Genomic DNA, 18,539 nt, shown 5'->3' on the forward strand with positions numbered 1-18,539 from the left:
GCACCATGAGGTGCAGGCCGCCGCCGTTGGCGCGAGACTGGCGGGCAGACAAGGGAGGGCACCGATGTTGACCGATACGTCGACCAGCGCCGGCAGGGCGATCCTGCTTCACGACCGGCACCCCACGCTGGAAGAACTCGCCGACACAGCACAGCTGTTGGCCGCCAGGCACCCGGAACCCTGCCGCGTGCGCACCGCCGGAACCTCCCGCGCCGGCCAGCCGCTGGTGCTCCTGACGATCGGCCGCGCCACCGCCACCGACAGCGTGCTGATCGTGACGGGTGCGCACGCCGACGAGTTCTCCGGCCGCGCAGGCATCGTGGAACTGGCCCACCGGGTCCTCGCGCAGCCGTCTCTGCACGAGGCGGTGACCTGGAACTTTCTGCTCTGCCTCGACCCCGACGGGGCACGCCTCGCAGAGGCCGGCGCCGGCACCCGAAGCCTGCCCGAGTACTTCGAGCACTACTTCCGCCCCGCCGCCGAGGAACAACCCGAGTGGGCCCCGGCGATCGGCGGGAGACTGCCCGAGAGCCGGATCCTCCTCGACCTGATCGACGACCTCCGGCCGTCCCTCCAGTTCTCCCTCCACAGCGCCGACGTCGGCGGGACCTTCCTCCAGTCGACCTGCGACCTGGCCGGCCTCGCCGAGCCGTTCGCAGAATCCGCCGCCGGACTCGGGATCCCGGTCGAGACCGGCCCCTACGACGCCTTCTGGCTGCGCGAAGCGGGCCCGGGCGTCTTCATGATGGCGCCGCACCACATCGACCAGCAGGAAAGCAGCACCGGAATGCTGGCGCCACCTCACACCGACCAACCTCACCTCGACCAACCCGACATCGACCAACCTCACACCGGCCAACCTCACACCGGCCAACCTCACACCGGCCAGCACCAGGAGACAGGAGGCGTCCGCGCCACCACCTGGTTCGCCCCCCAGCGCTACGGCGGCGAGACGGTCATCGTCGAGACGCCGGTCTGGGCCAGCGCCCACCTCGGGGACGCCCGCCCGGCCGACGACCCCTACGCGCGCCTGACCGCCTGCGCCGGCCAGGTCCGGGAGCGCGGACGCCTGGTCACCGACCTGATGGACGAAGTTCTGCCCCACCTGGACGACACCGCCCTGCTCCGGGCCGCGCGCACGCCGCTGACGGCATCGCGGCAACTGGCCCACGAATGGGACCCGCAGGCCGCCGGACAGCGCCTCCTCCACCCGACGCCCATGACCGAGGCTAGACTCGCCGGCATCGAACTGTGGGCCCACCGGATCCCGGTCCGCGCGGCCGCGCTGCTCCGCCGCGCCGCCGAGGCACCCACCACACCGGCCACCGCCCGACTCGACCACCTCCTCCAGGACTGGTGCGCCCAGTACCAGCAGCGCTTCCAGCCGCGCTGGCTGCCCGTCGCCCGCCAGGCAGAGCACCAGGCGAACACCGTCCAGGCCGCCGTGGAGCTCAGCCGTCCGACGACGCCCGGCGTTCGGCGCGACCGGTAGAGCCCTCCGCAAAAACCCGTTTGGCGGACGAGGTGACCGCTGCTATGTTTTCGGAGGCCGTGCGAGAGAACGAGGAGGTGGTACCCGTGAACGCAGTATTCACATGGGTGCTCTCCTCCGGGGTCACGGTCGGGCGATAGGTCGTCCGGGAGCGCCGTTCCAGAGCCCTCCCGAAAGGCACGACCATGCACTTCACTTCTGAACAGCGTTTCGACGACGGTGTCCTCGAGCGCGAGTTCACCCTCGGCGAGATCCCCGGCATCCTGTGGACGCCCGGATCCGCATCCGCGCCGGCGCCGCTGATCCTGCTCGGCCACCCTCCCCTCGGACTGCGCAGGATGTACCCCCGACTGGTGGCCCGGGCCCGGCACGCCGCGGCGGATGGCTTCGCCACGGCCACCATCGAGCTCCCCGGAAGCGGCGACCGGCCTCGTTGGCCCGCCGTGGAGCAGGCCCGCGCTGACCTGCGCCGGGCGATGGAGGCCGGCGAGCCGGTCGGCGACGAGATCGTCGACGCCCTCGTCCTCCCGCTGGTCGACAAGGCGGTCCCGGAATGGCGGGCCGCCCTGGACGCCCTCCTCACGCTGCCCGACATCGGCGGCCCGGTCGCGTACTCGGGGGGAGTGATCTCCATCGGCGTCCGGCTGGCGGTGGTCGAGCCGCGCATCTCGGCGGCCGTTCTGTTCGCCGGAAGTTTCGTGCCCCGCTCCATGTTCGAGGAGGCCCGGCAGGTCACCATTCCGCTGCATGTCCTGCTGCAGTGGGACGACGAAGGGAACGACCGGCAGGCGGCCCTGGACCTGTTCGACGCCTTCGGCTCGAAGGAGAAGTCCCTGCACGCCAACATGGGCGGGCACACCGGCGTCCCGCAGTTCGCCGGGGACGCCGCGGCTCAGTTCTTCACCCGACACCTGAGGTGAGGCCGGGCCGTCGGACCGGCGGCAGACGGTAGCCGATGTCGGCCGGCCTGCCACTGGTCGACGGCAGGTCCCGGCCGTCAACAGATCTCTGCACCGTGGGCCCCTGCCGAACTCTCGGCAGGGGCCCGTGCTGCCTGAAGTCAGAACTGTTCGATTTCTGCAGAGCTTCGAGTGCTGCCCGAACTCGTGTACGGGTGCTGTCGGTTCTCGTGGACAGAGCCACCCAACGCCTGTCGCATGGCGGCGCCGAGGGCTGTGAGGGGGTCCGGGGAGGCGTGGGCGGGGCCCGGGCGCGGTCGCGGGCGCGCAGGAGTGCCTGGTCCACGGTGATCCGGCCCACTGCGCGGCGCTCGGTTTCGTAGTCGTCCAGCAGCCGCGGGTCGGCGTGGCCGCGCAGGACCGAGACGAGTTTGGTGGTGAGGTTCCAGGTCATCGACCTCGTCCTCGACGGTGCGGCGCCCGCGCCGAGCTGAGGAGAAGAGCGGACCGGACTGCGGCCTCCGCCACGCCGGCACCGCCTCCACGTGCGCACTGGCGCGTCCGTCCGCCGCCACGCCGCTCACCGGCATCGGGTGCTGCCGGGCCCGGGTGGGGCATTGCACGCCAACTTCCTTGCTGTCATCCTCAGTTGGCCGTATCGGTCCCGACGGTCGGTCGGGCAGGCTCTGCGCGGCGGGCGCGGCTTCGTGGCGGGGGCGGCGAGCGCAGCAGCAACAACGGGGGGTAGCGGTCGTGGTGCGTGCGCGGGGAGGCGGCGTGTGGGGTGTGGCGGTGCGTGCGGTGGCGGGGATGCTGGCGGTCGCGCTCCTGACCGGGGCGGTGTGGCTGGCCTGGTGGCTGAGCGCGGAGCGGATGGGCGCGGCCATGGGGCTGGGCCCGCCGGACGGCGTGGTGCTGGTGGACCGCTGTTACGAGGTGTCCGACAGCGAGGGCAACAGCGACGGCACCAACTGCCAGGGGCGGTTCACGCCGGCCGGCGCCTCCGCGGGCGAGGCCCGCCCGATCGTGGTGAACGGCACGACCGGCAAGCACCGGGCCGGCACCCGGCTCCCGGTGCGGCTGGTGCGGGGCGTGGCCTACGAGCCGTCGTCGTCGCCCGCCGTGAAGTACGGCGCCGGCGCGGGCGCGGTCCTCGTACTGGGCGCCGTGCCGGCCGGCTGGCTGCTGGTCGGAGTCCGGCGTGGTGAGGCCCCGGAGGTCATGACCCTGGTGGTCGGCCTCTTCATCGGGCTTGCGGCCGTGGCGGTCCTGGGCATCGTCGTCGGCTTGCTCGCGGGCCTCGTCGAACTGGCGCTCTGAGCGGAGCCGGGCCGTCGACGTGCTGCTCACCTGGTGATGTCGCCGTCCGGTACGTCCCGGACGGTGACCTCCTTGCCCTGTCGGCCCAGGATCTTGGCCACCACGTCACCGATCCCCTTCGCGTCGCCCGTCGGCTCGGGGACCGATCCGTCGGTGTACCGCTCGATGGCCTTCCGAAGGTACGAGGGGTTCCAGGCCCCGACGGCCCCGCTGACGTCGACGGCCGCCACCCGTCGGCCACCGACGGCACGCCTGATGGCCGGCAGGACCTCGTCCGAGTAGTACTTCCCCGGGACCTGGAACAGGCTGACATGGCCGCCGACCTTGCCGCCGTCCCGCAGGTAGACGGTGACGACCAGGCAGCTGGTCACCGATGGGTAGGTGATCGTCCCGTGCGGACCCACCTCGCCGACCTCGCCCTCCGTGATCGAGAGGGCGGTCGCGGGCGCACCGGCCTGCTGGACCCCGGCTACCGGGCCGGACGCAGCGCCGAGCCCGGTGAGCTCCTCGGTCCCGGCAGCCTTGCCGAACGCGGCCCTGACGGCGTTGACCGCGTTGACGGAGCCGACGGAGCTGACGGCGTTGACGGAGTCGACCGCCTCGGTGGGGGCCGGGCCGTGCGCCGGCTTGCCGGCCCCCGGCCAACCGGCCGTCGCGCCATCGCCCCCGCCTGCCGCGCAGGCCGCCAACACCAGTACCGCGCCGACGGCCAGCCCGACCTTTCCCACGCACCGCTCGGACACCACGAACTTCATGACCCCACACCCCACGAATCCGGTCTGCACACACCCGCGCACGCACGCGGCGACACATGGTCCCGAGTACGAACGATCTCGTCAACCCAACACCCGACACCCAACACCCGACGGCCGGCTGCCGGGGGTCACCGGCGCCGGTCGTGTGGCCGCCGGCAGCGGTCGCCGTGGTCGACCCGTCCGGGGGAGGGGAGTCGGTTCCGATCGTCGCCGGGTCAGGCGTCGGGGGAGCCGGTGATCCACCGCAGGACGTCCTCGGCGACCTCCACCGGGGTACGGTCGGAGCTGGTGAAGGCCGTGGGGACGAGTTCGCGCAGTTCGTCGGCGTCCTGGAGGGCTTCCTCGACCTGCTCCGCGCTCCAGCCGCGGGCGGCCAAACGGACGCGGCGGTCGTGGTCCGCGCAGTCCAGCCGGGCCCAGACGACCTCCGGGGCGTCCGGCACATCGGCCGCGGCGGCCTCCCACTCGGCCGGGGTGAGGGGGCAGGACACCAGGACGGGCCCGCCTCCTCGCGCGAGCATGCCCGCGATCCGCACCCACAGGCGGTTGTAGTCGGGCCAGATGCCGGACGCGTCCGGGGAGGTGATGTCGATACCGAGCAACCGGCCGTCGTCGTCGGGCAGTTCGTCGAAGTCGACCACCGTGACGGGCCGTTCCCGCAGCCGGCCCAGAAGTGTCGACTTGCCCGCCCCCGGTGCCCCGGTGATCAACCGCACCACAGACCTGACCATGCCGATTCCAGCCCCGCTTCCGTCGATGACCGGTACCCCGGATCCTGAGTGTCCAGCCGACCATAGCGGGACACCTGTCCTTCGTCCCCCAGGATCCGGCCGCAAGTCGCCCTCCGGTGCCGCAACATCCGTGTTCTGTCGGCGAGTTCGCGTTGATCCGGCGACGAACCGGTCGGGGGCAAATCACCGATCGGGCTGCGCGTCCCGGCCGGGCTGGCGGAGACTGGTGCGCGGCACGGGGGCGGGGAAGCGGCGTGCCATCGGCTCGGCGGTGCCTCCGTGACGTCAACGAGAGACAGGAGCTGCACACCCATGAGCAAGCGCACCTCTCGCACAGTCGCGGCGGCCGTCGCCGCCGCCACGGCCGCGGCCCTGGCCGTGGGTTCGGCACCGGCGGCGGCCGCCGACCCCTACCCCGGGGGCATCTCGGTCGGGTCGCCGCCCATCGAGCCCGGCACCTACTCCAGTGAGCTCAAGGCCGCCAACGGCAACGGGGACAGCGTCTCCTTCGTCATCGTGGGGGACCTCACCCGTAACGAGAACATCAGGACGTACATGCTGCTCTGGAAGGCGGACTGGTCGACCGAACAACTCGCGCTGCTGCCGGGGGACGCCGGTGGCAGTCCGGTCGGGATCAACAACGCCCGTACCGTGGTAGGGACTTCTGGCGCGCAGGTCGGGGGCCGGCAGCACGCGGTGCGATGGACTTCCCCGTCCACACCGACCGAACTGCTTCCGCTGCCCGGCGACACGACGGCGTCCCCTGCCGCGATCGGCGACAACGGCACCGCGGTGGGGTCCTCCTGGGGCGCGGCGGGCGCGGAGGGCGCGAAGCACGCCGTCGCGTGGCCGCCGAGCGGTGCACCCGTCGTCCTGCCGCCGCTGCCGGGTGACACCGAGAGCGAGGCCGTCGCCGTCAACAGCTCGGGTACGGCAGTCGGCTACTCGTACCCGGCCGGCGGTATCGCCTCCCGGCGGGCGGTGGCGTGGAGCCCCGATGGGACCGTCACCGCGCTCGACGTGCCGGCGGGCTACGTGACCAGCAGCGCGGCCCGCATCACCGACTCCGGCGTCGTGATCGGGGCCGGCCGGCCGGGCGGTGAGCCGGGCGCGGACCACGCCCTCGTCTGGAACGCCGCCGGCGCCGTCTCCGACCTGGGTGCGGGCAGCCAGGCGAAGGCCGTGAACAACGCGGGCACGGTGGTGGGCAGCCTGGGAGGACAGGCAGCGCGCTGGGCCGTCGACGGCACGCCTGTGCCGCTCGCGCCGACCACGCTCACGAACGTCGCCACCGGTATCAACGACCAGGGCGTCATCGTCGGGTACACCAGCGACCCGTGGCCGGCCCGCGCCCAGCTCTACGCGCAGCGCTGGAATCCCGACGGGTCCGTCATCGCGCTTCCCGCGTGGTCGCAGGACTTCCCGTACTCCATGCCGTTCTTCGTCACCGACAGCGGAATCGTCCTGGGTGAGCTCCTCCTTCGAGGCCTCGCGGGCTACGGCAAGCCGTTGACCATCCGCTGGACCATGTAGCGCTCCGGTGGCGTTCCCGGACTGGCGCCAGGGCGTCGCCACCATGGTGCTGCGCGAGTCGAAGGCCGACGGCCGGGTCAGCGGTCCCGGGCAGCGCGAACCACCTCACCCGCCCCGCAGACGGACGGCCGCACGAACGCCCCGCTTCCCCACCCCCGCTTCCCCACCCCCCCCGGCGGCGTCAACCCGCCGCCGGGGCGGGCCCGCTGTGGTCCCGCCGCACCGCGCGCGTGCTGGTGGAGTTCCCCGCGGTCGGGGTCGAGGGTGTGCCCGGTGTCGGGCACGCCGGGGACAGGGGGCGGACCCTGTGCGGGATCCGTGGCCGTCCCGCCCGCCCGGTGCTGCCCCGTCCGCTGCTGCTGATGCGCGCCTGGGGGCCGGCACGGTGATCTGGCGCCGGTTCGGCCCCGAGGCTGACCACGCTCTCGCCGCCGACTGGACCGGCTGCTCGTGGCTGGTGAGCTTATGGGAAGTACTTCCAGGCACCGCACGACGAGAGGCTGCCGTTCCAGTTGCAGATCCGGGCCTGCTTGATGGGGTACTTGAAGGTTTTCGCCTTGGGTCCCATAGCGATCATGAAGATGCCGGTGTGTTCGCCGCTGGAAAGATAGAGGTCCAGGGCAGCCCCGATTCCGTCGTCGCTGTCGTCCGTGATCGTTCCGATCGCGCCTTCCACGTAGGCGTAGTCGCACAAGCCGCGGTCGCAGCTCGACCAGCCGGTCCCGGCGGCGCTGGCCGGGCCGGCGGTCAGGAGTGCTGTTGCTGCGAGGACGGGTATCACCGTTCCCGCCAGTCGCTTGATCATTCGATGCTCCTTCTCGTGTGATTTCTGTTCAGAGACCCAGTGGCGATGCCTGGCGAAATGTCCGCCTTGTTCGGCCGTCCCGATATTCCGGCGATTCCTCCTTTGAAGGTTCGTCGGAAGTTTTCAGGTCCAGTGGGACGACTGCGGCTGCTACGGGGTCTGTGGTGCGGGTTTCCTTTGCTTGACGGGCCGTTGATCCATCGATCGGCAGTCGGGAGACCTCCTTGGAGGCTCCTGGCCGAATGGCGGGTCCGCACAGAAGAGCGCATCGTTGAACGAGCGATCTCTGGATGCAAGACTCGCGGACCCGCCATCGACCGAGCTACCTACGAGGCCGCCATCAGCATCGACATGTTCACCACCGGCCCTTGACAGCCCTGGCGCCGCCCTGGCTGAACGGCGGTGCTGCTAGAAGAGGTTGACGAAGGTCGCCTTGTCGTTGATTCCCCACGGGACGTTCACCGGCGGGCCGTAGGGGCCGGAGCCGATCAGGTAGTTGTCGCCTTCGTAAAGGCTCAGGGTGCCGCCACTCCTGTTCCAGAAGGCGCTCGTCCTGGAGTCCATGCCGTAGTTGGCAAGCCTCCAGCGTCCGGAGCTGGGAACCTCCCACATCTGGCCGCCGCCGTTGGTGTCCGAGAACAGGCATGCCTGGGTGTGGTGGCAGTTGTCCCACACCGTGGCCAGGGACTCGCTGCTGACGGCGATCGGGTAGATCACGGCAGGAGCGTCGCTCCTTTCGCCGGCGGCCGCCTGGGCCGAGGCGGTGCCGGCCGCAGGCGCGATCATCAGGATGGCACTGGCCGCGGCCAGCGCGAACTGCTTGCGCATTTTCTTCCTCTTTCTTGTCAATCTCGTGGTCTGCAGTGCTTTCCACACGTAGCGCTCCGGACGATTTGTGAGGATTCCTTGGCTCTTGCCGAAACGGTTTCACAAATACGATCGACTGCCGACGCCCATCTCTCCCGCCACACCGCGCTATTCCCGGTGCGGCCGGAGCGGCTCCCCAGTGGTCCGGCCGGTCGTGTTCGTACGCGGAGACGGCCGTGTCACGGGACCCTGCAAGTTGTCCGAAGAACCGGTGGAGACTCCACAGTGCAGCCTGTTTGATTGTCCATCTACAAGAACCCGGCCGAAGGCCAGGTGGGCGGCGGACAACCCGGTTTGGCCGCCGGACAGGACAAGGGGGCTTGGGGTGGCTGGTGTTGGACGTCCGCAGGGGCGGCTCAAGGGGGAGACCGAGCAGGCGGATGCCCTGGCCGGGTTCGTGCGGGAGGTGGCGTCGGGGGTCACCGTCCGCGAGCTCGCCCGGCGTGACACTCACCCCGCGTCCCCTGCTTTGTCCGCAGACAATCGGATCGTCCGCCGCTCACCTGGCGTTTGGCCGGTTTCTCGTTGATGGACAACCAGAGCGGCTCGCATGGTGGGACCTCCACCGGGTCCGAGCGCTTGGACGGCTCTCGGCGGCCTTCGGCGAAGCGGACCCCCATGCGTCCCGGGAAGATTGCGGCACTCGGCTCGGCAGTCCGCGCACGGAACCGCCGACCCCTTCCGTTCGGCCGCAGCCGCAGCCGCAGCCGTAGCCGTCTCCCACCACGTCGGCGCCTCGCGGCCCGGCGGGCGGCGGGCTGCTCCGGACGGGACCCAGGCAGTAACCTCAGCCGGTGCGGCGCGTTGGGGGAGGCGTGCCACAGCCTGCATCCACCCCCAGCTCCAGCAACGCCACCGCCGTTCCGGCCGGCAAACCCCAGGCGCTGCCCTTCCTCCTGACACCCCAGCAAGGCGCGGCGGCGCGCACGCTGCTGAGCTACGTGGCCGCCCTGCCACTGCCGGATCCCGGCCAGCAGCTCCTGGCCGTCGTGGTGGCGATCCGGGCCGCACGCGGCGGCACCGGCAACCTCACCGGTACTGACCTGTCCGCCCTGCGGCTGGGTGATCCCCGCGAAGCGGTCGACGCCCTCCGCGGCCTGGGCTGGTTGATGGACGACACGATTTTCAACAGTGACCCGGTCGCACCTGCGACGCCGGTCACCGTGCCGGATCTGGCCCGCGAGGCCGACCACCCCCTGCCGTTCGGAAAAGCCGTGCGCTCGCGCGTATCCGGGTGGACCACACGGGCCTTGTCGGCCAAGCCGGTCCGCAAACTCCCGCCGGCCGCCCGGCTGGCGGCCCTGTTCGCCGCCGCACACAGCACCTCCACGCTCCTCGGACAGATCCCGCCCGACCTTCCCGAAGCCTGCCGGGCCGCTCTGCCGGACCTTCTGGCCAAGGGCTTCCTCGCCGAACTCGCCGACGGGCGCTACCGCCTGGATCCCCAGGTGGGCCACCTCGCGGGCATGCGCCCGCCCACCGCCCAGGAGAAGGCGGCAGACCCCGAAGCCGGCACCCGCACCGGCACCACCGTGACTCCGGGATTCGACTTCGACGCCGCCGCGTGGACGCAGTGGAAGGACGCGGCCACACCCGCCCTGCGGCGGCACGCGGAGAGCGTCGAGTACTGCGCCCTGTGCGCGCTGGGCCCGGAACGGGTCGCGATGGCCTTCACACTGCCCCCGCCCCGACCGTCACAGCAGCCTTCCCTGGACGGCAGGAGCCAGACCGCGTACAAGCGGTGGAAGGACGCGCACCCGGACCGCGGGCCGCAGGCCGCGCAGTTCACGGTGGCCTTCCGTGCCGAGCACGGACACGGTCCGTCGTTCAGGCAGCTGTGCAAGGGGCTGGGCTCGCGCCCCGACCTGCGCGAGGTGAACCTCTTCATCGTGCACCGTCTCGTGGCGAACGGATGGCTCACCAGCACCGACCAGGTGCCATGGACCCTCCGCCCGGGCCCGACCGCCCAAGACCAGGGCATCACCTGATTTCTCCCAGGAGGCTCCGGCCTTCAGGCCGGGGAGGAATGGGTCCTCGGCCCGGAGCCGTGAAGCGGCGGAGTTCTCTGCACATCTGCTCTGACCTGCGCTTTCTTCTGTTGTCGGTGGGGGCTGTTAGGTTGCGGCTCATGATGACGACAGCGACGGCCGGTAAGGCCGGGTACGCCCGGTACACCTACCGGCTCCGCGTGTCGGCCACCGCCCTGGCACTGCTCGAAGCGGAGTGGGGGAAGTGCCGCTGGGTGTGGAACGAATCCGTGGCGATGTCCCGCAAGGTCCACAAGCACAACAGGGCGACCGCCGCGGAGAAGACCACGTGCGGCCCCGCACAGCTCGACAGGATGCTGACCGGGGCCCGGCAGTCGATGAGCTGGCTGCGCGAGGGCGCGTCCGTTCCGCAGCAGCAGACCATCCGCGACTTCGCCAGGTCCCGCGCCAAGGCGCTCAAGGACATCAAGGCGAAGCTGCCGGTCAAGCAGCGCGCCGGGATGCCCCGGCACAAGAAACTCAAGGACTCCCGGCCGTCGCTGAACTACACGCAGCGCGGGTTCCGGCTCAAGGAGGGCCGGCTGCACCTCGCGGGCGGCATCGTGCTGACGGTGGTGTGGTCGCGTGACCTGCCGTGTGTCCCGTCGAGTGTGCGCGTGTACCAGGACGCGGTCGGGCACTGGTACGCCTCGTTCGTCGTGGCCGCCGAGGTCCGGCCGCTGCCGGAGACCGGTGCGGTCATCGGGATCGACTGGGGCGTGAGGGAGACCGCCACCACCACGTCCGACGCGCATGACCTCCCGCACGCGGAGCACGGCAGGACGGCCGCCCGACGTCTGGCGAAGTACCAGCGGCAGATGGCGCGCCGCCGGGCCCCGAAGGGGAAGGCGCAGACGAAGGGCTACCGCGAGGCCCGGCGGCAGGCCGCGAAGGTATCCAGGAAGGTCGCCCGGCAGCGGCAGGACACCGGCCGCAAGTGGGCCAAGCAGGTCGTCCGCGACCACGACGCGATAGCCGTCGAGGACTTCCGGCCGAAGTTCCTCGCCAGGACCACCATGGCCAGGAAGGCCGCCGACGCCGCGATCGGGGCGACCAAGCGCGCCCTGATCGAGATGGGCCGCAAGCACGGCAGGTCCGTGCACCTGGTCGACCCCGCGCACACCACCATGGACTGCGCGCACTGCGGTGCGAGAGCCAAGCACCGCCTTCCCCTTTCCGAGAGAACGTATACGTGCACCGCGTGCGGAGTCTCCTCTCCCAGGGACAAGAACTCCGCCCGGGTGATGCTCGTCCGGGCTGGTCTCGCCCCGGCTAGTGCTGATCTTGTAAGCCCTGCCCGTCGCTGACGGCCAGGCGAAGTGAGCTAGGAATCCCCGTCCTTTAGGGCGGGGAGGATGTCAACCTTCCCCAACGCCGCAGCCCCGAGACGACCGTCCCCGCAGCCCGCCCCTGACCGTCCCCACCGACGGCCGCGGCCGAGCACAGACGAAGTGCCGCGAAGGCTCGCCTCGATGGCGAAGGCCTCGGCTGCCGCCGGAACGCAAGTCACCGCAGGACTCCGGGAGTCGGCAATGCAGGCAGGCAGGCCGGCCGGCGTACCCACACCGGCCGGGCGATGGCCAGCCGGCAGGGACCGTCGCGTTCACGAGCGTCCCGAGGCGCGCACTGGGCACCCCAGCCTGCCCAAGCCGCCAACTCCCCGGCAACCAAAGGCATCACGGCGCCCCCGGTACCGCCGCTGCTCCGCCTCACGGACACGCCGCGCCTCAACGCCGGCGGCCCGGTCGGGGCGACCAGCCGACGTCGGCCCGGCTGTGGGCGTGGGTGTGGGCGTGGCCGTGGGTGTGGGTGTGGGGGAAACGCTCCGCCGGCCGGTGTGAGGTGCGGGCCGGCCGGCGGAGGAGGGTGATCAGGCCTGCGAGCGGCGGCGCGAGGCGACGACCGCGCCGGCGCCCAGCACGACGGCCGCGCCGGCGGCGGCGCCGAGCTGCCCGAGCGGGGCGGTCGTGCCGGTGGCGGCCAGCGAGCCACCGGCGGTGCTCCGGCCGTCCGTGGTGGTGGCGGTGGTCGTCGTCCCGGTGGTGGCCGAGACGGGCGCGACAGCGGCGTCGGGGCTCACGGCGGCGACCGCCTGGGTGGTGCCGGAGCCGCCCCGCGAGGTCTCCGTAGCGGTCTTCGTCGCGGTCTCGGCAGTGGTATCGGCAGTGGTCTTCGCGGCGGCCTGGTCCTTGGCCCGGGCGGTGAACTGGCCCTCCTTCAGGAAGGCCCGGACGTCCGCGATGCCGCCGTCGAGCGCGGCGAGGCCGGCCTTGCGGACCTCGGGCCCCCCGGCCGCGATGAGCTGCGAGACGTGGATCCGGTCGTCGCCCGCCCGCAGCGGCTCCAACTGCTCCTTCAGAAAGTGCTCGACGTCCGCCGCGCTGCCGGCGAGCGCCTTCTCGGCCGCCTCCCGGACGTGGCGGCCGGTGCCCGCGTCGGCGAGGACGTCCTGCACCTTGGCGCGGTTCTCGTCCTCCGTCCGGGCGACGTACTGGCCGGTCTTCAGGAAGGCGCGGACGTCCTCGATGGTGCCGGACATCGCGGCGTTGGCGGCCTTCTTCACCGCCGGGCCGCCGCGGGACATGATCTGGCTGAGCAGGACCCGGTCGTCGTGCTCGGCGGCCGTCTTCAGCCCCGTGTTGAGGAAGCGCTCGACATCCGCGGCGGTTCCCGCCAGTGCCTGCTGGGCGCCCTCGCGCACACCCGGTCCGCTGTTCGGGTCGTCGAGGAGCTGCTGCACCTTGGCGCGGTTCTCGTCCTCGGCCCGGGCCGTGTACTGGCCGACGTTCAGGTAGGCGCGGAACACGCCGAGGTCGTTCGAGCCGAACGCGGTGTTGGCGGCCTTCTTGACGGCCGGGCCGGCGGCGTTCATGGTCCACAGGATCGCGATCCGCGCGTCGTCCCGGCGAATCCTGTCCGCCTCCACCGCGAGGAAGCGCGCCCGGTCCGCGGGGGTGCCGGCGAGGGCCTGGCCCGCGTGCTCGCGCAGGTAGTCGCTCGGAGCCGTGAGCAGGTAGTCGTTCGGGTAGACGAGCATCCTCTCGATCGCTGCCCGGTTCTCCTCGTCCGCCTTGGTCTCGGCCGGGTCGGTCTGCCCCTGCCCCGCCGGGACGGTGTCGGCGAACGCCGGGGCGGCGCCCAGGGCGACGGGTGCGGCGGCTGCGGCAAGGAGGACGGCAGCGAGCGAATGACGGATCTTCAACGGTCCCTCGGGATCTGAAACACGGATGGGCCCGCCGCGGCTTCACGACGGTCGGCCGAGTGATCGTATAGCAACGACACCCCCCGCTGGCGAACACATTTCCGTCACGTCCCACACCCCGGCTCCATCGCGCACCGCCTGGTCACACCAGCCGGGAGAGCTACCCGGCGCCCCCGTCCCTGGCTCAGCCCTCGTCGAGGCGGGCGGTCAACGCCCAGGCGACGGTGCCCAGCGCCCGGGCGACGGTGCCCAGGGCGTGATGCAGCCACAGGTGCTCGGTACTGGTCACCGCCGCCCGGGTGCCCAGCAGGTCGGCGCGGGACGCGATGCGTCGTCGCACCGGTTTTCGCCGGGAGTCCTCGACCGGCGCCCGTCCGCTGCGAGCAACACGGCCAGGCCCACGCGAGTTGGCCGGAACCCCTGGCGAACGGCATGCGCGCTACGGTAAGCATTCTCTCAACTACGTACTGTGGGAACCTGCTTGTGCTGACGGCCGTACGGCCGCGGCCCTGAAGGAGGTACACCGGGATGACCCGATCGCCCGAACCGCCGTGGGGCACCACCCGTATGAGGCCCTACCCCGACACCGAGCCCGTTCCCGGCCTGATCGCCGTGATCGATCCGGAGACCCAGGTCGCCGTCTACTTCGACGGTGAAGGCCGGCAGGTCACGATGGGTGCGCACGGCACCAGCACCGACACCAGCAGCCCGACCAGCACCGGTCAGGGCGGCGGCGACGGGAACAGTGGGGGCCAGGCCGCGCCCACCGACATGGACAGCATCACCAGCAACGATCAGGACCAGGGCACCGGCTGATGACCGGAGATCGGCCACGGACAGTGCTGGTCCTGACCAACCCCTACGACGCCACGGCGGACGTGGTGCTCCGCATCCTGGCCGAGCGGGGCGTGCCGGTCGTCCGCACGGATCCCGGTGCCGATCTCCAGCAGGGCGCCGCGCTGACCACCCGCTACGAAAAGGACGGACAGCGCGGCACCCTGACCACCGCCACCCGGGTCCTCGACCTCGGCCGCGTCCGATCCGTCTGGTACCGCCGCCCCTCCACGTACGAGGCCCCGGCCGGGATGGAGGGGCAGGACGCGGCGTTCTGCCGGGCCCAGGCCCACTGGGGGGTCGGCGGCATTCTGGCCGCGCTTCCCGGCGCCCACTACGTGAACCACCCCTGGCGGGTCCGCGAGGCCGAACACAAGCCCGTCCAGCTCCATGCCGCGCTCACCAGCGGCTTCACCGTCCCGGCCACGGTCATCACGACGGACCCGGACCAGGCCCGCGCGTTCTGCCGGGCCCAGGTCGGCGGCGCCGTCTACAAGCCGCTGTGGAACAGCCCGTACCGGGGAGAGGACGGCCGCGCCGCGCAGGCGTGGGTGTCCGAGGTGAGGCCGCAGGAGATCACCGAGGCGGTCGCGGCCTGCCCCCACCTGTTCCAGGCCAAGGTGGACAAGGCGTACGACGTGCGCCTCACCGCCGTCGGGACACGGCTGTTCGCGGTCCGGATCGACAGCCCCGACCTCGACTGGCGCCGCCGGCAGAACCTCCTGACCTACACCCAGGTCGCGGTGCCCGACGATGTCGCCGCTGCCGTGGCCCGCTACCTCGGCGCCTTCGGCCTGGTCTTCGGCGCCTTCGACTTCGCCGTCGACACCGCCGGGTGCTGGAACTTCTTCGAGTGCAACCCGAACGGTCAGTGGGCGTGGTTCCCGCCGCCGATGACCGACCTGATCGCCGAGGCCCTGGCCGACCGACTCCAGAGAGGCACCAACCCGTGAGCACCCCCGCCGAACTGCGCGCCGCCCTCGTCGACCGGCTCACCGCCGACGGCGCCCTCACCGATCCGGCCTGGCGCGCGGCCGCGGCCGCCGTGCCGCGCGAGACCTTCGTCCCCGAGTACTTCCTGCCCGTGCCCGCCAGCGCGCCCACGGCCTACGCTCCAGTCCTGTGCGACAACCCCGGCCGCCTGGAGGGGGTCTACCGCGACCAGACGCTGGTCACCCAGCTCGACGGCCATCTGAGCCCCTCCGACGTCCAGGGGCCGGTGGCCGGTGCCCCCTCGTCCTCCTCCACCCTCCCCTCCCTCGTGCTGGGGATGTGGCAGCAGCTCGACGTCGAGGCCGGCCACCGTGTGCTGGAGATCGGCACCGGCACCGGCTACTCCACCGCCCTCGGCGCCCACCGCCTCGGGGAACAGAACGTCGTGAGTGTCGAAGTCGACCCGGAAATCGGGGCGCGGGCGGCGGAGGCGGTCAAAGCCGCGGGCTACTCTCCCACCCTCGTCATCGGCGACGGCCTCGCCGGGTACGCCGACGGCGGACCGTACGACCGGCTGATCGCGACCTGCTCGATCCGCCACCTCCCCCTCCCGTGGCTCCACCAGGTCAGGCCCGGCGGAAGGATCCTCGCCACCTTCACCGGGTGGAGCTTCGCCTTCGGCCTCGCACTCCTCACCGTCACCGGGCCCGGCTGCGCGAGCGGCCGCTTCCTGCCCGGCTACGTCAACTTCATGGTCGCCCGGCCGCACGACCGGCCCCCGCGCCAGCCCGTCACCCTGCTCTCCGGCGACGCACGGCCCAGCGAGATCGACCCGGCGATCCTGGGTGACTGGACCGGCAAGTGGGTCGCCCAACTCGCCGCCCCCTCCGCCGAGATCATCGGCGCCGGAGACCAGCAGATCCTCGTGGACTTCGCCACCGGCTCCCACGCCCGCACCACGCCGAACCCCGACGGCGGCTGGACCGTCACCCAGCGCGGGCCCCTGCGCCTGTGGGACCAGGCCGAGGCCGCCATCCAGGCCTGGCAGCAACACGGCGCCCCCCACCAGGAGGGCTTCGGCATCACGGTCGACGGCGACGGCCAGCGCGTGTGGATCGGCACCGAAGAAGGCCCCACCTGGAACCTGCCCATCTGACCGGCGGCCGGGGCCGAGCCCCGCCGAGGCTTCGGCTGCTCACGGCACCTCGGCGCGCGAGTCCGGGTACCGTCCCAGGACGACAGGAGGAGCAGCACCCACCCACCGCAGGACCTCGTGGACATCCTGGCCGATGGAGAACGCGCTCAGTTCGGGCAGATGCCGCGGGTGTAGTCGACCGTGGCGGCGGCCTGCGAGTAGCGCCACTCGGGTGCCAGCAGGTTCGCGTCGAGCTGGGCGGCCGCGTCCGGGTTCTCCACCAGGTAGCCGAAGTCCTGCAGCCAGGCGGGGTAGAGGTTCTTCGAGCCGACGAAGAACGCCGAGCCGTCGACCGCGACGACCTTGTGGTGCAGCGCGAACGGGTGACCGTCGGCCCAGTTCGCGGTCGGCGCCGCGCGGAAGGAGGCGAGCTGGAGGTTCCGGCACATGGTGGCCTTCGCACCGGACGCGTCGCCGGTCCGGGCCGCCAGCCGGGCCTGGAGCGCGTCGCTGATCTCCGCGAGGGATTTGATCTGCGAGTAGCCGCCGCTGCCGACCGTGCCGCGGTTGGCCGGGTCGCTCACCACGATGCGCACCTTCACGTTGGCGGCGAGCTTGGCGGCGAGCAGGTCGTAGAGGCGCAGGTCGTAGCGCGGCAGCGGCGGGCAGGTGCCGTTCAGGTCCTGCTGGGAGATCTCGATGTGGCTGGTGGCGCCGGCCACCAGGGCCCGGAGCGCGCTTTCTTCGGGGTTGACCGTCTCGTAGTCGCGGTCGCCGTTGGTGTTGTCGTGCAGGGCGACCAGGCCGCACTTGGCGTCGGCGGCGGCCGGCAGGTCCGGCTGGTAGGTGGAGGCCGGGTCCACGTTCCGGATGCCGACGCCCAGGCCGCCGATCGCGATCACCGGCAGGTTGCCGGTGGCCGGCACCGGGCCGGGGTTGGCGTCCTTCTCCAGGTTCGGCAGGCAGGGCGCGCCGTTGCTGGAGGCGAACCAGGCACTCGACAGCACTCCGGTGTTCTTGCAGGTCCAGCCCCACAGGGTGTCGAGGTAGGAGCCGGCCGAGGCGGCGGCGGGGCCGGTCAACGCGAGGTCGACGTCGGATACCGGGTGGGTGGTGTCGATGTAGTCGTCCTTCCAGTTGTTGATGCCGCCGGTGATCACGCTGCGGCCGTCCACCACCAGCAGCTTGGAGTGGTTCCAGGACAGGGCGGTCTTCGAGGTGGTCATCGAGGCGACGTTGAGCGTGACGCCGGCGGCGGCCGGGCCGAGCCGGGCCAGCAGGTCGTCTCGGTAACTGGTCGGCAGCGCGGTGATGTTGTAGAGCGGGGCGGCTCCCACCAGGACCCGTACGGTCAGCTTGTTGCCCGCCGCCACCGAGGCCTTGAGGCCCGCGACGATCGCGTCCTGGAACGCGCCGTTGGGGAACGGCGCGAGGGTGGAGATGTCGACGGTGCGGGTCGCGCCGGCGATGTTCGCCGTCATCTTGGCCAGCAGCTTCTCGCTGCCGGCCCGGTCGGTGCAGCTCGGGTCGCCCCAGCAGTTCGGGGTCTGCAGCAGCCAGCCGGCCGGGTCACCGGCGGGGGCGTCCAGGCTGTTGCCGCCGGTGCGCTGCCAGACCGTTCCCTCCAGGCCGGGCGAGACCTGACGCAGCGTCTGCTCGACGGCGTCCAGGTGCGGGGTGTCGGTGGCCGCGGGCGCCGCCGGGGCGGGTATCTGCGTGTCGGCGGAGGCGGAGGCGGAAGCGAAGGCGGGGGCGGCGGGCAGTGCTGCCAGCGCCGTGCCGAGGGTGAGAGCGGCGGTGAGCGTGGTGCGGGCGGCGCGGCCGAGACGGCGGGACGGGTGACGGAGCACGGGTAATCCTTCAAGAAGTGGCAATGTTCACCTGAAAGGCCCCTTAAAAATACCTGATAGTAACTTGAGGATGCGTCAGGGGCCTGTCGGGATCCGCCCGCTGGGACTGACGGCCCGGCTGTGACCGGGCTCGGCTGATGGGCCGGGCGTGACGGA

Annotated in this window: 17 protein-coding genes; 9 read left to right on the forward strand and 8 right to left on the reverse strand. The window is 71.7% G+C overall.

Going from position 1 to position 18,539, the window contains the following annotated elements:
• Window positions 1-64 precede the first annotated feature (64 nt).
• Together ACFWPI_RS33475 and ACFWPI_RS33480 are read left to right on the forward strand one after the other, a co-directional pair.
• Window positions 65-1,492, forward strand: coding sequence for a M14 family zinc carboxypeptidase (locus tag ACFWPI_RS33475; RefSeq protein WP_380377935.1), 1,428 nt, complete (start codon window positions 65-67; stop codon window positions 1,490-1,492).
• A gap of 185 nt (window positions 1,493-1,677) precedes the next feature.
• Window positions 1,678-2,412, forward strand: coding sequence for a dienelactone hydrolase family protein (locus tag ACFWPI_RS33480; protein WP_380377937.1), 735 nt, complete (start codon window positions 1,678-1,680; stop codon window positions 2,410-2,412).
• Here ACFWPI_RS33480 and ACFWPI_RS33485 read toward each other — a convergent pair.
• The gene (locus ACFWPI_RS33485; RefSeq protein WP_380377939.1) at window positions 2,393-2,845 is read right to left on the reverse strand and encodes an FAD-dependent monooxygenase; all 453 of its coding nucleotides are present in this window, start codon (window positions 2,843-2,845) and stop codon (window positions 2,393-2,395) included. The two genes, ACFWPI_RS33480 and ACFWPI_RS33485, sit on opposite strands and share 20 nt — an antisense overlap.
• 338 nt (window positions 2,846-3,183) lie before the next feature.
• Between ACFWPI_RS33485 and ACFWPI_RS33490 the strand changes: the two genes are divergently transcribed.
• A complete protein-coding gene (locus ACFWPI_RS33490; protein WP_380377941.1) occupies window positions 3,184-3,711 on the forward strand; it encodes a hypothetical protein in 528 nt (175 codons plus the stop codon).
• A gap of 26 nt (window positions 3,712-3,737) precedes the next feature.
• Here the strand turns inward: ACFWPI_RS33490 and ACFWPI_RS33495 are convergent, their stop codons facing one another.
• Together ACFWPI_RS33495 and ACFWPI_RS33500 are read right to left on the reverse strand one after the other, a co-directional pair.
• Entirely contained in the window at window positions 3,738-4,466 is a 729-nt protein-coding gene (locus ACFWPI_RS33495) for a hypothetical protein (RefSeq protein WP_380377943.1), read from the reverse strand.
• Window positions 4,467-4,681: 215 nt separating this feature from the next.
• A complete protein-coding gene (locus ACFWPI_RS33500) occupies window positions 4,682-5,197 on the reverse strand; it encodes an AAA family ATPase (protein ID WP_380377945.1) in 516 nt (171 codons plus the stop codon).
• 312 nt (window positions 5,198-5,509) lie between these two features.
• Between ACFWPI_RS33500 and ACFWPI_RS33505 the strand changes: the two genes are divergently transcribed.
• The gene (locus ACFWPI_RS33505; RefSeq protein ID WP_380377947.1) at window positions 5,510-6,730 is read left to right on the forward strand and encodes a hypothetical protein; all 1,221 of its coding nucleotides are present in this window, start codon (window positions 5,510-5,512) and stop codon (window positions 6,728-6,730) included.
• 463 nt (window positions 6,731-7,193) lie between these two features.
• On the opposite strand, the gene ACFWPI_RS33510 is transcribed toward ACFWPI_RS33505, so the two are convergent.
• A complete protein-coding gene (locus ACFWPI_RS33510) occupies window positions 7,194-7,535 on the reverse strand; it encodes a hypothetical protein (RefSeq protein WP_380377949.1) in 342 nt (113 codons plus the stop codon).
• A gap of 408 nt (window positions 7,536-7,943) precedes the next feature.
• On the reverse strand, window positions 7,944-8,363 hold the full coding sequence (locus tag ACFWPI_RS33515; RefSeq protein ID WP_380377951.1) for a peptidase inhibitor family I36 protein: 420 nt from the start codon (window positions 8,361-8,363) through the stop codon (window positions 7,944-7,946).
• Window positions 8,364-9,217: 854 nt separating this feature from the next.
• Here ACFWPI_RS33515 and ACFWPI_RS33520 point away from each other — a divergent pair.
• Together ACFWPI_RS33520 and ACFWPI_RS33525 are read left to right on the forward strand one after the other, a co-directional pair.
• Window positions 9,218-10,390 carry a hypothetical protein gene (locus ACFWPI_RS33520; RefSeq protein ID WP_380377953.1) on the forward strand — a complete coding sequence of 391 codons (1,173 nt, stop codon included), beginning with the start codon at window positions 9,218-9,220 and terminating at the stop codon, window positions 10,388-10,390.
• 140 nt (window positions 10,391-10,530) lie between these two features.
• Entirely contained in the window at window positions 10,531-11,736 is a 1,206-nt protein-coding gene (locus ACFWPI_RS33525; protein WP_380377955.1) for an RNA-guided endonuclease InsQ/TnpB family protein, read from the forward strand.
• 563 nt (window positions 11,737-12,299) lie between these two features.
• Here the strand turns inward: ACFWPI_RS33525 and ACFWPI_RS33530 are convergent.
• Window positions 12,300-13,631, reverse strand: a complete 1,332-nt coding sequence (locus ACFWPI_RS33530) for an ALF repeat-containing protein (protein ID WP_380377957.1) — start codon at window positions 13,629-13,631, stop codon at window positions 12,300-12,302.
• A 184-nt stretch (window positions 13,632-13,815) separates the two neighbouring features.
• On the reverse strand, window positions 13,816-13,971 hold the full coding sequence (locus tag ACFWPI_RS33535; protein WP_380377959.1) for a hypothetical protein: 156 nt from the start codon (window positions 13,969-13,971) through the stop codon (window positions 13,816-13,818).
• A gap of 188 nt (window positions 13,972-14,159) precedes the next feature.
• Between ACFWPI_RS33535 and tgmA the strand changes: the two genes are divergently transcribed.
• From tgmA to tgmC, 3 genes are read left to right on the forward strand one after another with little or no spacing between them, the layout of a single operon-like run.
• Window positions 14,160-14,447, forward strand: a complete 288-nt coding sequence (gene tgmA, locus ACFWPI_RS33540; RefSeq protein WP_363373772.1) for a putative ATP-grasp-modified RiPP — start codon at window positions 14,160-14,162, stop codon at window positions 14,445-14,447.
• A complete protein-coding gene (tgmB, locus tag ACFWPI_RS33545) occupies window positions 14,447-15,418 on the forward strand; it encodes an ATP-grasp ribosomal peptide maturase (RefSeq protein ID WP_380377961.1) in 972 nt (323 codons plus the stop codon). Before tgmA ends, tgmB begins: the two co-directional genes overlap by 1 nt.
• Window positions 15,415-16,554 carry an ATP-grasp peptide maturase system methyltransferase gene (tgmC, locus tag ACFWPI_RS33550; RefSeq protein WP_380377963.1) on the forward strand — a complete coding sequence of 380 codons (1,140 nt, stop codon included), beginning with the start codon at window positions 15,415-15,417 and terminating at the stop codon, window positions 16,552-16,554. Before tgmB ends, tgmC begins: the two co-directional genes overlap by 4 nt.
• A gap of 146 nt (window positions 16,555-16,700) precedes the next feature.
• Here the strand turns inward: tgmC and ACFWPI_RS33555 are convergent, their stop codons facing one another.
• Entirely contained in the window at window positions 16,701-18,383 is a 1,683-nt protein-coding gene (locus ACFWPI_RS33555) for a phospholipase (protein ID WP_380377965.1), read from the reverse strand.
• Window positions 18,384-18,539 lie beyond the last annotated feature (156 nt).

Source organism: Kitasatospora sp. NPDC058492 (genome assembly GCF_042720685.1).
In the GTDB taxonomy this organism is placed as follows: Bacteria; Actinomycetota; Actinomycetes; order Streptomycetales; family Streptomycetaceae; genus Kitasatospora.

Bases quoted from the DNA above. Each gene is read 5' to 3' on its own strand.
- ACFWPI_RS33480 (WP_380377937.1), top strand. From the start codon at position 1,678: ATGCACTTCACTTCTGAACAGCGTTTCGACGACGGTGTCCTCGAGCGC.
- ACFWPI_RS33510 (WP_380377949.1), bottom strand. From the start codon at position 7,535: ATGATCAAGCGACTGGCGGGAACGGTGATACCCGTCCTCGCAGCAACA.
- ACFWPI_RS33495 (WP_380377943.1), bottom strand. From the start codon at position 4,466: ATGAAGTTCGTGGTGTCCGAGCGGTGCGTGGGAAAGGTCGGGCTGGCC.
- ACFWPI_RS33505 (WP_380377947.1), top strand. From the start codon at position 5,510: ATGAGCAAGCGCACCTCTCGCACAGTCGCGGCGGCCGTCGCCGCCGCC.
- tgmB (WP_380377961.1), top strand. From the start codon at position 14,447: ATGACCGGAGATCGGCCACGGACAGTGCTGGTCCTGACCAACCCCTAC.
- tgmA (WP_363373772.1), top strand. From the start codon at position 14,160: ATGACCCGATCGCCCGAACCGCCGTGGGGCACCACCCGTATGAGGCCC.
- ACFWPI_RS33475 (WP_380377935.1), top strand. From the start codon at position 65: ATGTTGACCGATACGTCGACCAGCGCCGGCAGGGCGATCCTGCTTCAC.
- ACFWPI_RS33500 (WP_380377945.1), bottom strand. From the start codon at position 5,197: ATGGTCAGGTCTGTGGTGCGGTTGATCACCGGGGCACCGGGGGCGGGC.
- ACFWPI_RS33515 (WP_380377951.1), bottom strand. From the start codon at position 8,363: ATGCGCAAGCAGTTCGCGCTGGCCGCGGCCAGTGCCATCCTGATGATC.
- ACFWPI_RS33485 (WP_380377939.1), bottom strand. From the start codon at position 2,845: ATGACCTGGAACCTCACCACCAAACTCGTCTCGGTCCTGCGCGGCCAC.
- ACFWPI_RS33525 (WP_380377955.1), top strand. From the start codon at position 10,531: ATGATGACGACAGCGACGGCCGGTAAGGCCGGGTACGCCCGGTACACC.